Source organism: Bordetella pseudohinzii, assembly GCF_000657795.2.
GTDB classification, from domain to species: Bacteria; Pseudomonadota; Gammaproteobacteria; order Burkholderiales; family Burkholderiaceae_B; genus Bordetella; species Bordetella pseudohinzii.
Window position 1 is genome coordinate 1 of sequence record NZ_JHEP02000031.1, and the last position, 14580, is coordinate 14580.

Annotated in this window: 14 protein-coding genes; 8 read left to right on the plus strand and 6 right to left on the minus strand. The window is 63.1% G+C overall.

What is annotated here, in order from left to right:
* A partial coding sequence (locus L540_RS21945; protein ID WP_043207487.1) for a DUF7424 family protein occupies positions 1 to 588 on the plus strand: 588 nt, incomplete at its 5' end.
* Positions 589 to 735: 147 nt separating this feature from the next.
* Here L540_RS21945 and L540_RS20960 read toward each other — a convergent pair.
* The 4 genes from L540_RS20960 to L540_RS20975 form a co-directional block, all read right to left on the minus strand.
* Complete coding sequence (locus L540_RS20960; protein WP_048026753.1) at positions 736 to 2733, minus strand: alkyl/aryl-sulfatase; 1998 nt, start codon at positions 2731 to 2733, stop codon at positions 736 to 738.
* 264 nt (positions 2734 to 2997) lie between these two features.
* Positions 2998 to 3471, minus strand: coding sequence for an anti-virulence regulator CigR family protein (locus L540_RS20965; protein WP_043207472.1), 474 nt, complete (start codon positions 3469 to 3471; stop codon positions 2998 to 3000).
* A gap of 107 nt (positions 3472 to 3578) precedes the next feature.
* Positions 3579 to 5234 (minus strand): methyl-accepting chemotaxis protein, encoded by a 1656-nt coding sequence (locus L540_RS20970; RefSeq protein WP_043207469.1) that lies wholly within the window; start codon positions 5232 to 5234, stop codon positions 3579 to 3581.
* A gap of 385 nt (positions 5235 to 5619) precedes the next feature.
* Positions 5620 to 5820, minus strand: a complete 201-nt coding sequence (locus tag L540_RS20975) for a hypothetical protein (protein ID WP_231584950.1) — start codon at positions 5818 to 5820, stop codon at positions 5620 to 5622.
* A 259-nt stretch (positions 5821 to 6079) separates the two neighbouring features.
* Between L540_RS20975 and L540_RS20980 the strand changes: the two genes are divergently transcribed.
* Positions 6080 to 7183: a helix-turn-helix transcriptional regulator gene (locus tag L540_RS20980; RefSeq protein ID WP_053073276.1), complete on the plus strand. Its 1104-nt coding sequence runs from the start codon at positions 6080 to 6082 to the stop codon at positions 7181 to 7183.
* On the opposite strand, the gene L540_RS20985 is transcribed toward L540_RS20980, so the two are convergent.
* Entirely contained in the window at positions 7180 to 7437 is a 258-nt protein-coding gene (locus tag L540_RS20985) for a hypothetical protein (RefSeq protein WP_029580472.1), read from the minus strand. The genes L540_RS20980 and L540_RS20985 overlap by 4 nt on opposite strands.
* An 89-nt stretch (positions 7438 to 7526) precedes the next feature.
* On the opposite strand from L540_RS20985, the gene hemN reads away from it, so the two are divergent.
* Positions 7527 to 8906 carry an oxygen-independent coproporphyrinogen III oxidase gene (gene hemN, locus L540_RS20990; protein ID WP_043207464.1) on the plus strand — a complete coding sequence of 460 codons (1380 nt, stop codon included), beginning with the start codon at positions 7527 to 7529 and terminating at the stop codon, positions 8904 to 8906.
* Here the strand turns inward: hemN and L540_RS20995 are convergent, their stop codons facing one another.
* The gene (locus L540_RS20995; protein ID WP_043207463.1) at positions 8907 to 9647 is read right to left on the minus strand and encodes a response regulator transcription factor; all 741 of its coding nucleotides are present in this window, start codon (positions 9645 to 9647) and stop codon (positions 8907 to 8909) included.
* Positions 9648 to 10109: 462 nt separating this feature from the next.
* On the opposite strand from L540_RS20995, the gene thrS reads away from it, so the two are divergent.
* From thrS to L540_RS21020, 5 genes are all read left to right on the plus strand, one after another.
* On the plus strand, positions 10110 to 12062 hold the full coding sequence (gene thrS, locus L540_RS21000) for a threonine--tRNA ligase (RefSeq protein WP_043207461.1): 1953 nt from the start codon (positions 10110 to 10112) through the stop codon (positions 12060 to 12062).
* Positions 12062 to 12631: a translation initiation factor IF-3 gene (infC, locus tag L540_RS21005; protein WP_231584952.1), complete on the plus strand. Its 570-nt coding sequence runs from the start codon at positions 12062 to 12064 to the stop codon at positions 12629 to 12631. Before thrS ends, infC begins: the two co-directional genes overlap by 1 nt.
* Before the next feature lie 168 nt (positions 12632 to 12799).
* A complete protein-coding gene (gene gshB, locus L540_RS21010; RefSeq protein ID WP_043207457.1) occupies positions 12800 to 13756 on the plus strand; it encodes a glutathione synthase in 957 nt (318 codons plus the stop codon).
* Positions 13757 to 13769: 13 nt separating this feature from the next.
* Positions 13770 to 14168: a PTS sugar transporter subunit IIA gene (locus tag L540_RS21015; protein ID WP_043207455.1), complete on the plus strand. Its 399-nt coding sequence runs from the start codon at positions 13770 to 13772 to the stop codon at positions 14166 to 14168.
* A gap of 61 nt (positions 14169 to 14229) precedes the next feature.
* The gene (locus L540_RS21020; protein ID WP_005013636.1) at positions 14230 to 14499 is read left to right on the plus strand and encodes an HPr family phosphocarrier protein; all 270 of its coding nucleotides are present in this window, start codon (positions 14230 to 14232) and stop codon (positions 14497 to 14499) included.
* The last annotated feature ends 81 nt before the right edge of the window (positions 14500 to 14580 follow it).

Consider the following 14580-nt stretch of genomic DNA (forward strand, 5'->3'; position numbering starts at 1 on the left):
GATTTACTTTGCGCGCCGACGCGCGAAGTGGCTCACATTTCAATTGCGTTTGACACCGGTAATCTGCTGGTGGAGGTGCCCGCCTGCCAGAGCCATGAAGACTCGCGCCAACCGTCGAAGATCCTGGTGGACGTTCAGCAAGCAGTCCCTGGAATCTTTTCCGATGCGAAGTATGAGGAGTGCTACCGCAAGGGGTTCGACTCGTTCGCACGGTTCTCCCTTCCTATCTTTCTCGATAAAGACAGGGACGGGAAACTGGCTTCAAACTCCCATATCAATCTCGTCTCGAACGAGACGGGGTTGTTATCGGTGAGCGTCCCTGATGCGATCAAGGCAAGGATTAAGAGTGCGCAGAAGAAATCACCCGTTGGGGCGCTGGACCTGAAATTCGCGATCAAGGTCAAGAACGATACGGGGAAGGAGTTTCCGTTCTCTGCCGTCGCCGTGTTCGTCGACCAAGAGCCATATGTGTTTGCAAATCTGACGTCCAAGCCGAATGGGTCATTCCTCGTGACGCTATCGGACGTATCCGCGAAGTCCGCGGTCGAGAACGGCGACGCGATGGTCCTCATGCACAGGTCTAAATAGGCTTGAAGCCCCGCCGTCCATCTGATTGGCGCAGGGCAATAAGAGGCCGCCCGTGAACCACCCCCCCGAAATGGGGGGGCGGTTCAATGACATGGCGGTTTTTGTCTTCGCGCCGTCAAGTGCCGCGCCGACGCGATACGCTCCGCCTTAAGGCGTCACGATATTGAACCAGAACTCGAAGTTGTCGAGGGAGGCGAACATGTCCGTGATCTTTTGTTGGTCGCCGCTGACCTTCAGGTCGCCCTTGGCCAGGGCATCCTGCAGCGTCGTTTCCTTCAGCACGATCCGGTTCAGCGTGTCGCGGCTCAGCGTCATGCTTGCCGTGGGCTCTTTAGCCACCTTGCCCTCGGTGTGGTTGAGGACGCTGTTGACCATTTCGAGCGTGTACTTTTCTTTGGTGTCGCTGAAGTCCAGGTTCAGCACGACGTGCTTGCCAGCGGCTTTTTCACGATTCAAGCGCACCGCGAAATAGTCGAACAGCATATCGAGAGTCATGGCCCGTACGGTGTCGGGGCTGGCGGTATCCGGCGTGGGCAGTTTCTTTACGCCTTCCCGCAGTTCTTTGGCGCCCGTCAAATAGAAATTGCGCCACGGCCCGCTTTCGGCCTGGTAGCCCATTTGTTCCAGCGCATCGGCTTGGAGGTTCTTGGCCTCCTGGTTGTCGGGCTCGGCGAACACCGCGTAGTTGACCACTTCGGCCACCCATCGATAGTCGCCTTTTTTATAGTACTCGCGTGCCTTGGTCAGGATGGCCGGCACGCCGCCCATCATATCCACGTAGCGCTTGGCGGCGCTTTCGATCGGCAGCGTATGCAGCGTGGCGGGATTGCCATTGAACCAGCCCAGGTAGAGCACATAGGTGGCGCGCACATTATGGTTCAGGGAGCCGTAGTAACCCCGGTTGGAAAATTTATGGGCGATGGCTTCCGGTAGTTTGACCTGTTCGGCGATTTCTTCCTTGTTGTAGCCCATGTTGGCAAGGCGCAAGGTTTCATCGTTGATGTAGCGATACATATCGCGTTGTACGCTCAATTGCTCTTGCACTTCTTTCTTGCCCCACACAGGCCAATGGTGCATGGCATACATGACTTCCACTTCATCGCCCCACATGGCCAAGGCTTGGTTCAAGTATTTCGACCATGCCAGCGGATCGCGGATTTTGGCGCCGCGCAGCGAATAGGTGTTGTGGAGGGTGTGGGTGGAATCTTCGGCCGTGTTCAGGGCCTTCAGTTCCTTGATGTAATACAGCATCTCGGCCGGCGCTTCGCTGCCGGGCGCGTAGAGAAATTCATAGGTCAAGCCGTCAATGGTGCGCTTTTCGCCGGTCTTCTGGATGATGTCGGTGGGAGGAATCAGGGTGACCGTTCCGGCCGACGTCGTCGTGCCCAGACCGGCGCCGACCTGTCCGGTGGGGCTGGGCGCCAGCAGATTGCCGTACATGTAAGAGGCGCGCCGGCTCATCGCCGTGCCGGCCATCACGTTTTCGGCCACGGCGTGCTCCAGAAAGCCCAGTGGCGCATAGATCTTGACTTTGCCAGCCTTGACATCCGCTTCGTCGACCACGCCCCGCACACCGCCGTAGTGGTCCACATGGCTATGCGTATAGATCACCGCGACAACCGGCTTCTTGGGGCGATGTTGGTAGTAAAGGTCTAGCGCGGCCTTGGCGGTTTCCGCGGAAATCAGCGGATCCATGATCGTCAGGCCGGTCTTGCCTTCGACGATGGTCATATTGGAAAGGTCGTAGTTGCGGACTTGGTAAAGCCCTTCGGTGACCTTGAAAAGACCGGAGATGTTGAGCAGCTGCGATTGCCGCCACAGGCTCGGATTGACCGTATCGGGCGCCTGCGCGCCCTCCTTGATGAAGTCATACTTGGCTGGATCCCAGATCAGATTGCCCTGCGCGCCCTTGATCTGGGTCGCGGGCAGCGGCGCGATAAAACCCTTGTGAGCCAGTTCGAATGAGGTTTTGTCGGCGAAGGGGAGTTCTTTCAGGAGCGCCGCATTGGCCTCCTTGGTGGCCGCTTCAGCCGATTTGGGCGTCTCCGCCGCCCATGAGGGCAGCGCTAGGGAGAGGGCGAGCGTGAGCGTGGTCAGAATCGGAGCTTTGCGCGGACGAAGGACTACAGTACTTGCAGCTTGCATCATGGTGTCGACTCCAGACAGATCAGTTAATAGCCAACCCGTTGCGGGTTGGAACGACAAAAACCAATACCTGACGTGATCAGTGACTTGATCAAAGCTTGCCGACTCGCATTGTTACAGACGGGTCGTTGACTGCTGGACTGCGGCTTTGCGGAAAATCCGGCGAAGGACGATGTCCCAATGATTTACCACGGCGCGTTCAGGATGTGGCGCTTCATGATGTAACGCCATCATCGGCGCGGCATCGCGCCGATATGCTTCGGCTCAATCAAAGACATTGAGCAGGACGTCGGCGACAACCGCCGTGGCGATGGCGACGAGCACCAGGTCGGATCCGGCTATCCGCCATTCGTAGCCGGGATAAACAGGCAGGCGGGCGAGCATGGGGCCGGGGACCATTTTCTTGGCGATGCCTGGAGGCAGGGGTTTGCCGCGCGCCAGGTTTTTGCGTATGCCGGGAGGCAGCTGGCTGTAGCCGGACAAGCCATATTCATGCGCATAGCCGCGTGCCGTGGTGACGGTGATGCCCGCATATCTGAGGCTGCCCTGGCCGCCCGGACCATGGCTGTCTTTGTCCGGCTTGCCTTTGCCGTGGCCCTTGTCCTGGCCTTGGCCATTGCCCTGCTTGCCTTTGTCGGGCTTGCCTTTGCCTTCGGGGGGAGCGGCGATGGCCTGGCTGATCGATAGCGCACAGCAGGCCAGCAAAAGGGGCAGGGCCTTGGAATAATTGCGGCGCATGGTCGGCTCCAATCAGGCGAGAGGTCTCCTGATTCTAATACCAGGCAGGCGCGATGCGCCCGGTCCGGGGCCGCCGGGTCGTGGCCGGCGGCCCCCCCCCCCGGCGATTACTGGAGTTGTGGGGCTGGCGCGGCCAGCAGGCTGGCGCTGGGGACGAGCCGCCGGGCGGGGAGGGCCGCGGCGCGTTTCTCGGGTGTGCGAAAGACCCCGATGGTGTCGGCCATCGAGCCGGATTCTTGTCCGAGGTCCTGGGCGACCGCCGTCAGTTCGCCCACCAGCGAGCTGTTCTGCTGCACGATGTGCTCCATGCGGGTGATGGCATTGCTGATGGCGTCCACGCCAGCGGATTGCTCATGCGTGGCCACGGCGATCTCGCCCATCAGCGCCGTGACCCGGTCGACGGATTGCAGGATTTCCTGCATGGCCGTGCCTGCGGTGCCGGCCTGTGTGGAGCCGGCCGACATTCGGGCGACGGACTCGTCGATCAGGGCCTTGATTTCCTTGGCGGCCTGAGTGGTGCGCTGCGCCAGGCTGCGGACCTCGCCGGCCACGACCGCGAAGCCCTTGCCTTGCTCGCCGGCCCTGGCCGCTTCGACCGCGGCGTTCAGGGCGAGGATATTGGTCTGGAAGGCGATGCCTTCGATCACGGACACGATCTCGGAGATTTTCTTGGCGCCGTCATTGATGGATTGCATGGTCGCGACCAGGTCGCCGACGAGGTTGCCGCCCCGCGCCGCCGTGGACTGGCTGTCCTGGGTCAGCGAGCTGGCGGTCGTGGCGTTTTCGGTGTTGCGGGCCACGGCCGCGGCCAGTTGCTCGACGCTGGATGCGGTGTCTTGCAGCGCGTCGCGTTGTTCTTCCGTGCGCTGGGCCAGGGCCTGGCTGCCTTCGCGCAGCTGGGCGATGGTCTGGACATGGTGCGAGGTCTGGGAGATGACTTCGGTCGAGATCCCCGTCAGGCTTTTGCGCATGATGTCGAGGTAGAAGTAGAGGTTGCGCGCCTCTCCCTTGACGTTGGTGTCGACTTCATTGACCAGGTTGCCGGCGGCGATCTGGCGCGCGACTTCTTCGGCCTTGGTGAACTGGCCCGCAAAGCGGGCTGCCCGCCACGAGAGGGCGATGATGACGGCCGCGCAGCCCAGGCCGTAGGCTGCCCACCAGGTCTGCGGGTTGGCGACGGCCGGATTGCCCAGGGCAAAGTAGGTGGGAATCGCCGCCAGCGCGCAGACGGCGATGGAGGAACGGATGGTCGCGGGAACGAGGCCGCTGCGCAGGGGGTAGCAGGCGCGGGCCAGCGCCCGGCGCCAGCCGGCCGCCACGCGCTGGCCGCCCTTGAGCGCATAGCCTCTCAAGCGGTTGGCCGCGACGTCTTGGTAAAACTGCTCGGCTTGCCGGATCTGCTGCGCCGTGGCCTTGACCCGCACCGAGGCGTAGCCGGTCACTTCGCCGTTCTCGATGACAGGCATGGCATTGGCCAGCACCCAATAGAACCCGCCGGACTTGTGGCGATTCTTGACGACGGCCAGCCAGGGCCGCCCGGCCTGCAGCGTATGCCACATGTCTTCGAACACCGCCGGCGGCATGTCGGGGTGGCGCACGATGTTGTGCGCCTTGCCCAGCAATTCGTCGCGCGAGAAGCCGCTGATTTCCACAAAGGCCGGGTTGCAGTAGGTGATGCGGCCTTTGAGGTCCGTCTTGGAAATGAGGTACTGATCGTCGTGTAGGACAAATTCCTGATCAGTAATCGGCAAATTCATTCGCATGAGGTTCTCCCCTCGAAGGAAAACAGCGGTGACGGAGTGGCCGGATATTTCGCAACAATGATAGAAATGTCTATATATGAAACTGTTAATAACATTTCGTCTACAGGGTTTTGCCGAGTGTTGCTAGCCGATCACGAAAAAAGTCCGCAGATGGTGCGGCGGAGCCATACGCTGTGGCGTCGCCATGCGTGTCGTGGTTTTTTGGGATTTCAAAAGTAACGGATGTCGGGCGCCTTGCGCCGGAGGGAGGGGCGGGCATGCCGCCGCCAATGCGATTGCCGGGAGGGCTGAGAGAGGGATGAGGCGCGCGCGGCCGCTTGTTTGCATGACGGCCGCGGAGGCGGCCGGATTTTTTCTTCGCAGCCTGGCCGAAGCGCGGGCGTTGTCAGATCGGTTTGCCGGGCGGGCGCAGGACGGCGCTCGCATGGCCGGTTTGCTTGCTGCGCAGTTCCTCCATGTAGCGCATCAGTTCGGCCTCGGCGGACCCGGGCGCGGCCGTTTGTGCCGGCGGATTGCGGTTCAGGAGTTTGTCGGCCGCCGCCAGGGTGCGTTGGGCCCGGCGTTCGGCCTCGGAAGGCGGGGTCACTTGGGAGAATTCTTGCGGGTGTTTGCTCATAGCCTGCAAATGATTAAACAATTGTGCGTCAACGTGACGAGAGCTTACAGTCCGGACTTTCGGTATTGAAAGTCAAGCTTTGCAAAGCGGATCCCCCAGGCGGCATGGTCATGCCACGAGCGGCGTGGCCGCGGGTTGCGCCGCCGCGACAGCGGGGCCTAATGCCAATAGGCGCGCATCCGGGCTTTGGCTATAACTCGCCCCAAGGGCAAATGGGACGGAGGCGGTCGTGGTCAAGGCATACACCAGCGCGGGCGAGGATAGCCGCCTGCTGGAGGCGATGTATGGGGCCGCTCTCGGGGAGAACGACTGGACCGAAGTGCTTGCCTATCTGCGCCAGGCCACGGGCGTTGCCCTGGTGGCCCTGCTGTCGCAGGATCCTCGAACGGAGCTGCCCTCGCTCAACGCCGTGGCCACGCATGACGACGCCTGGGCCCAGCAGGCCATGGGCAGTTATCAGCGCGAATTCTTCCTGCACGATCCCACGCCCGCCGCGGTGCACGGCTGGCAGGCCGGACGCTGGTTCAATGACCGGCGCGCGTTCTCCGAGCATGAGCGCGCGCACAGCCTGTACTACCAGGAGTTTCTGCGCCCGCAGGGCCTGGGCGGCTGGTCGGGCACCTATCTGTTCAACGAGCCGCATGCGCAGGCCTTCATCAGCCTGCAGTGCCTGGCCGATGACAAGCGGAGCGAGAATCCCGATCTGCGCTTGAGCGACGGCTTGACCGCGCATCTGGCGCGCGCCTTGCGGGTCGCAACCCGCCTGGGCGAGGTCCAGCGCCGGGCGGTGGTCGCCGAGTCGACGCTGGATCAGTTGGAGATGCCGGTCATGCTGCTGGAGGAAGAGACCGGCCGGCTGCTGCTGGCCAATGCCGCGGCCCAGCGCCTGATGCAGGCCGAGCCCGTGCTGGCTTTTCGCGGAGACCGGGTGGCGCCTGGCGTCCTGGCGGACAGCGCCACCTGGCGCGCGGCCTGCAGGGCGGGCGGCTGCGTGCTGCGCGCCGCCTCGGGGGCGCCCATGGCGCTGTCCCTGATCCCGGTGCCGCCCAACTCCACCCTGGCCAGGAGCTGGCAGCGCCCGCTGGTCCTGATGTCCCTGCCGGCCAACAAGAGCGCGGCAGCGCGCGCGCGCCGCCTGCGGCAGCTGTATGGCCTGACGCAGGCCGAGGCGGAAGTGGCGGTGATGCTGGCCTGCGAAGAGCTTACGCCCGCCGAATGCGCGGACAGGCGCGGCGTCTCGGTGGGCACGATACGGGCCCAGGTCAAGATGCTGCAGATGAAGATGGACGTCTCCCGCCTGGCGCAGATCGTCAGCCTGACCTTGATGGTCTAGGCCGGTTCGTCGTCGGCCTGCGTAAAGGCCCGCACCAATCGCGAGATCTGTTCCAGTTCGTCCTGGGCGCCCCGCACCCATACGGGAGGATCGAAGGGCGCGCCGGCCGGCGTGCTGTCGGCGTGGTTGCGCAGATCGTCGAGCAGCTCCAGGGCCATGCCGGTGGCCTGGGGATGCCCGCGCGTGGACAGGGCGATAGAAATGGCCAGGGCCTGGCGCAGGGCCAGCAGGCGGCCGTCGAGTTCGGTTTCCATGAGGTTTCCGGGGTGGGGGAACCTCGCCATTCTACGAGGCTTGCGCCAGATCAAAAGAGGCCTGGACGCGGGCACGCATAATTCGCCCCATGTCTTCCGTGCATGCGCCATCCCGCTTGTCGCCCGATACCCTGGCCCGCCTGGCCAAGACCGGGCCCCGCTACACCTCCTATCCCACCGCCGACCGCCTGCATGAAGGGTTTGGGCCGGCGCAATGGGCCGATGCCCTGGCGGCCAGGGCAGGCGGCGAGCCGCTGTCGCTGTACGTGCATATCCCATTCTGCGATTCGGTGTGCTACTACTGCGCGTGCAACAAGGTCGTGACGCGGCATCACGAGCGCGCCGCGCGCTATCTCGACGCGCTGTCGCGCGAGATGGCCATGCAAGCGGCCCTGCTCGGGCGCAGGACGGCCGTGGCGCAGCTGCATTTCGGCGGCGGCACGCCCACCTTCCTGTCCGATGCCGAACTGGGGCGCCTGATGGACGATCTCCGGCGCCATTTCGATATCCAGGCCGGGGCTGAAATCTCCATCGAGGTCGACCCTCGCACCATCGATGCGCAGCGCCTCTTGAACCTGGCGCGGATGGGATTCAACCGGCTGAGTTTTGGCGTGCAGGATTTCGATCCGGCCGTGCAGCAGGCGGTGCATCGCGTCCAGCCCTATGAGGCCGTGCGCGGGCTGATGCAGGCCGCAAGGGCGGTGGGTTTCCCGTCCATCAATGTGGATCTGATCCATGGCCTGCCCCGGCAGACGGCGGCCTCGTTCGCGCGCACCATCGCCCGGGTGGGCGAGCTGCGCCCGGATCGCATCGCCCTGTATGCCTATGCGCACCTGCCGGCGCGCTTCAAGCCGCAGCGGCGCATTCTTGCCGAAGAACTGCCCGATCCGGCCACGCGCCTGGCCTTGCTGGGCTCGGCCATCGACCGCCTGATGGACCAGGGCTATGCCTATATCGGCATGGACCATTTCGCCCTGCCGGAGGACAGCCTGGCGCGAGCCCGCGCCGAGGGGCGCCTGCACCGGAATTTCCAGGGGTACAGCACCGAGCCCGACCGCGATCTGCTGGCCTTGGGCGTTTCGGCCATCAGCCAGGTGGGACCGGTATACAGCCAGAACCACAAGGACCTGGAGGCCTATTACCAGGCGGTGGAGGCCGGGGGCTTTCCGGTGGAGCGCGGCCTGGCCTGCAGCCAGGAGGATGTGTGGCGCCGGCGGCTCATCATGGACATCATGTGCCGCGGGCGCCTGGACCTGCGCGCCGCCGGCGGCGGCGCCGATCCCGAGCAGGTGTTCGCCGCGGAACTGCCGCAGCTGCGCCGCCTGCAGGCCATGGGCCTGCTGCAACTGGCCGACGGTTGCCTTTCCGTGACGGAACAGGGCTGGTTCTTCGTGCGCGCGATCGCCATGGTGTTCGACGCCTATCTGCGCGCCTCGGCCACGGCCGAGCGCTATTCGCGCATTGCCTGATCAGCCGCAGATGTTCTGCTCGAATTTCTCGTTCAGGTAGAGGGCCAGCGCCAGGTCATCGGCCAGGCCCAGCTTCTTCATGGCGCGCCGCTTGTGCGTGCTGATAGTTTTCTTGCTGCGCAGCAGCCGCGAGGCGACCTGGGTGACCGACAGTCCTTGGGAAATCTGGCGCAGGACTTCAAGCTCGGCCGTCGTGAGCTGGGAATCGGGGTGGGCCGGTTCGGTGATCTGCGAACGGCCGTCCTTCCAGCCGAGGAATTGGCGACGGTCGGCGGCGGTCTGGCGTATCACTTCGACCAGGGTTTCGACCGAGGCCTCCTTGGGCAGATAGGCATTGGCTCCGGCCCGGTAGGCGGCGAACTCGGTTTCGCTGTTCTTGCCGGCCGAGAAGGTGACGATCGCCATTTCCGGATGCTGGCGGCGCAGGCGGCGGATGAAGTCCATGCCATCCCAGGGCTGGCGGGGCAGGTAGAAGTCCACCACCGCGACATCGCAGGGATGTTGTTTCAGGGTCTTGGACAAGGACTCGGCCCGCGTCTCGACACACTTGACCTCGAGGTCTGTCTGGTTGCGCAGATAGGCGGCCAGCCCCAGCGTGATGGCGGGATGGTCATCGAGGATGGCGACCCGGATCTTGTGGCTGGGCCGGGACAGCAGCATGTAGCGCCGCACGCCGTAGCCGGGGTCGGCGGAGTCTTCGGATCTGTCTTGGCCGGGAAGAGAGGAGATATTGTTCGACATGGTTTTATTCCTGGAAAGTAGCCTTTAACAAAGTGCGTTCGTCCGACCGGAGCCGGTTCAGACCGGAGGTTAAAGGCAATTCGCGGGAAAAATCGGCATGCCGAAAAATCAGGAAATATCCTACATATTCGCCTTTCTTCTTCCTAAATTCGTCTTCTTGCTTTCTTACTCCATAAGGCATGGGCCGGGCCGCGGCTGTCGGGATGCGCCGCAAAAGTGCTACAATCCTCTTCTATGGCCAAAACGCGCCGGGTTTCTCGCCCGGGTGCGGCGGCTAGGACCCTATTCCCTCACAAAAGGCCTTATATGTTTTGCGCGTCGGCACGAACTACGACCACGACCTATCGCCCCATGTCGCGTTAAGTCGTAGGAAGTGTTTGGCGTCGTCAGACAGCGAAACATAGGCAGATAAAACGCGGCTAGACAGCCGCGTTTTTCGTTTCTTATCCAGGAAACCCGTCGATGGTACAAATCACTTTGCCGGATGGTTCTCAGCGCCAGTATCCCGGGCCGGTCACGGTCGCGGAGGTCGCGCAGTCCATCGGAACCGGCCTGGCCAAGGCGGCCTTGGCCGGGCGCGTCACGTTCGATGGCGCCGAGCCCAAGCTCGTCGACACCAGCTTCCGCATTGAAAGCGACGCGCGGCTGGCCATCGTGACCGCCAAGGACGCCGATGGCCTGGATCTGATCCGCCATTCGACGGCCCACCTGCTGGCCTATGCGGTGAAGTCGCTGTATCCGGATGCCCAGGTCACCATCGGCCCGGTCATCGACAACGGCTTTTACTACGATTTCTCGTATAAGCGTCCGTTCACGCCCGAAGACCTCGAGGCTATCGAGAAGAAGATGGCCGAGCTCGCGCGCAAGGACGAGGTCGTCACGCGCGAAGTGTGGACGCGCGACGAGGCGGTGGCCTTCTTCAAGGGCATAGGCGAGACCTACAAGGCCGAGATCATCGCCTCCATCCCGAGCAACGAAAACATCAGCCTGTACCGCGAGGGCGATTTCATCGACCTGTGCCGCGGCCCCCACGTGCCGTCCACGGGCAAGCTCAAGGTCTTCAAGCTGATGAAGGTCGCGGGCGCCTATTGGCGCGGCGACAGCAACAACGAGATGCTGCAGCGCATCTACGGCACGGCCTGGGCCACCAAGGAAGACCAGGAAGCCTATCTGCACATGCTCGAAGAGGCCGAGCGCCGCGACCACCGCAAGATCGGCCGCGATCTGGATCTGTTCCATTTCCAGGACGAGGCGCCTGGCCTGATCTTCTGGCATCCCAAGGGCTGGGCCCTGTGGCAGCAGGTCGAGCAATACATGCGCGGCGTCTATCGCGATAACGGCTACCAGGAGGTCAAGGCGCCGCAGATCCTCGATCTGTCGCTCTGGAAAAAGACCGGCCACTGGGACAACTACCGCGAAAACATGTTCACGACCGAGTCGGAGAACCGCGTGTATGGCCTCAAGCCCATGAACTGCCCGGGCCATGTGCAGATCTTCAATGCGGGCCTGCATTCCTATCGCGAGCTGCCGCTGCGCTACGGCGAGTTCGGCCAGTGCCACCGCAACGAGCCCTCGGGTTCGCTGCATGGCATGATGCGCGTGCGGGGCTTCACCCAGGACGACGGCCATATTTTCTGTACCGAAGACCAGCTGCAGGACGAGTGCGCCGATTTCACCGCGCTGCTGCAGAAGGTGTATCGCGATTTCGGTTTCACCGAGGTGCTGTACAAGGTCGCCACGCGGCCGGAAAAGCGCATCGGCAGCGACGAGATCTGGGACAAGGCCGAAACCGCCCTGATGGAGAGCCTGCGCCGCACCGGCTGCGAGTTCGAGATCTCCCCGGGCGAGGGCGCCTTCTATGGCCCCAAGGTCGAGTACACCCTGAAGGACGCCATCGGCCGTCATTGGCAATGCGGCACCATCCAGGTGGATTTCTCCATGCCGGTTCGCCTGGGCGCCGAATATGTCGACCAGAACGACCAGCGCCGCCCCCCGGTCATGCTGCACCGTGCGATCCTGGGATCGCTGGAGCGTTTCATCGGCATGTTGATCGAAAACCATGCCGGCGCGATGCCTCCCTGGCTGGCCCCGGTGCAGGCCGTGGTGTGCTGCATTTCCGAGCCCTCGGCCGAATATGCGGCCAAAATCACACAAAGCCTGAAAAAACAAGGCTTTAGAGTTCAGGCCGATTTGCGTGGTGAAAAAATCACTCGTAAAATTCGGGAACACAGCCTGCAAAAGGTTCCGTACATCCTTGTCGTTGGCGACAAGGAAGCGCAAAACGGGACAGTCGCCGTGCGTGGGCTTGGTGGCCTGGATCTGGGCGCCATTCCCTTCGACGACTTTGTCGCCCGCCTGGGTGAGGACGTCGCCAGCCGGCGCAACGTCGTTCAGCCGGACAGCAAGGCTGTTTAATTTTTCTAGGAGTCTTCAACATCGCCACTGAAAAAAGCATTCGCATCAACGGTGAAATCCGCGTCCCCGAGGTGCGCCTGATAGGTCTGGACGGAGAGCAGCTTGGTATCGTCAAGATTGCCGACGCATTCCGTCTTTCTGAACAAGCTGACGTGGATCTGGTCGAAATCGCGCCCAATGCCGAGCCGCCAGTCTGCCGCTTGATGGACTACGGCAAGTTCAAGTACCAGGAACAAAAACGCCAGGCCGAGGCGCGTTCCAAGCAGAAGGTCATCCAGGTCAAGGAAGTCAAATTCCGTCCCGCGACCGACGAGGGCGACTATCAGGTCAAGCTGCGCAACCTGCGCCGCTTCCTCGAAGAAGGCGACAAGGCCAAGGTGACGCTGCGCTTCCGTGGTCGTGAAATGGCCCACCAGGAGCTCGGCATGCGGGTGCTGGAGCGAGTGCGCGACGACCTGACCGAACTGGCCCAGGTCGAGGCGATGCCCAAGCTCGAAGGCCGCCAGATGGTCATGGTGCTCGCGCCCAAGAAAAAGGCGAGCGCGGCCAAGGCCGATTCGGCCAGTTGATTCCGCATTTCCGGCCCGGCTCTTCCCGCAGGAAGACGCCGGGCCGGTTTGCGTTTATCGTCCCGCCGCCGTGCGGGCATGGCGTGCCGGCCCGGTTGCGCTACGATGTGTTTATCGGCTCCGCGTTCTTGGCCACCAAGAGGCGGGGCAGAGGTGTCAGGTAACGTAATGCACGTCTTGTTCATCATCGATCCCTTGCCGCAGCTCAAGGCGTACAAGGACAGCTCCGTGGCCATGATGCGCGCCCTTGTGGCTCGCGGCCATACGCTGAGCGTGGCTTTGCAGGGCGATCTCTATATCGACGCCGGCAAGGTCAGCGCGCGCAGCCAGCCGATCGCGCTGGTCGAGGGCGCCGATCTGCACGGGCACGATTGGTGGCGCGAGACCGGCCCGGCGGTCGATCTTGCGCTGTCCGTCTTTTGCGCCGTGCTGATGCGCAAGGACCCGCCTTTCGACATGGAGTATGTGTATTCCACGCATCTGCTGGAGTACGCGCAGGCCCAGGGGGCCAAGGTCTTCAATGGCGGCGCGGCCATCCGCAACCATCCCGAGAAGCTGGCCATCACCGAGGTGGCCGAGCTGACCACGCCGACGCTGGTCACGCGCAACATGAGCCGCATCAAGGACTTCCATGCCTTGCACGGCGACGTGATCGTCAAGCCCCTGGACGGCATGGGCGGCACCGGCATTTTCCGCCTGCAGCCCAACGAAGCCAATCGCAACGCCATCCTGGAGACGCTGACCGACAACGGCACGCGCACCATCATGGCGCAGCGCTACATCCCCGAGATCGTCAAGGGCGACAAGCGCGTGCTCATCATCGGCGGCGAGCCCGTGCCCTATTCGCTGGCGCGCATTCCGCAGGCCGGCGAGACGCGCGGCAATCTTGCCGCGGGCGGCCGCGGCGTGGCCCAGCCGCTGTCGCAGCGCGACCGCGAACTGGCCCAGGCCGTGGCGGCCAAGACGGCCGGCCGCGGGCTGCTGCTGATCGGCCTGGACGTGATCGGCGACTACGTGACCGAGATCAATGTGACCAGCCCCACCTGTTTCGTGGAAATCGCCGAACAGACGGGTTTCGATGTCGCGGATATGTTCGCCCAGGCGCTCGAACGCGCCGCCGGCTGAATGTGAGCAAGCCATGACCGGGATTGTTATCGTCGTCCACGCCCCGCTGGGCACCGCCATGCGCGAAAGCGTGCGGCACGTGCTGGGCGACACCACCGATGTGCTGGCGGTGCATGACATCCAGCCGGAGGATTTGCCGGATGACCTGGTGCCCCAGGTGCTGCAGGACATCCTGCGCGTCAACAAGGGGCAGGGCGTGCTGGTGCTGACCGACCTCATCGGGGCGACGCCGGCCAATATCGCCAAGCGCGCGGTGGCCGACGCCCAGGCCAGCGGCGTGCAGTGCTGCGTGCTGGCGGGCCTGAATACCCCCATGCTGCTGCGCGCCCTGACGTATCGCAATTTGTCATTGGCCGAAACCCGGGAAAAGGCCTTGGCGGGAGGGGTGCAAGGCTGCTTGCGTGTAGACTGATGCGGGGCTTGCCCTGATGATCCAACCCGCACGGCTTGCCGGCCGTGATCAGAAACAGAATATGCCTACGTTAGATATTGTCATCAGCAATAAACTTGGCCTGCATGCGCGCGCGGCGGCCAAGCTCACGCAGCTCGCCAGCAAGTTCAATAGCGAGATTTTCATTGCTCGCGGGGCACAGCGTGTCAACGCCAAAAGCATCATGGGTGTGATGATGCTGGCGGCCGGCCTGGGGGTCACGGTCAAGATCGATGCATCCGGTGCCGATGCCGATCAGGCCTTGGCGGAAATTCAATCTTTGTTCGACAATAAATTCGGTGAGCAGGAATAGAACCGCGCTGAGTGCTGATACCGGTGCCCCCGACGCTCCGGGGTCGGCGGCTGTTTCCGAGGACGGGGCTGGCTTTGCCGA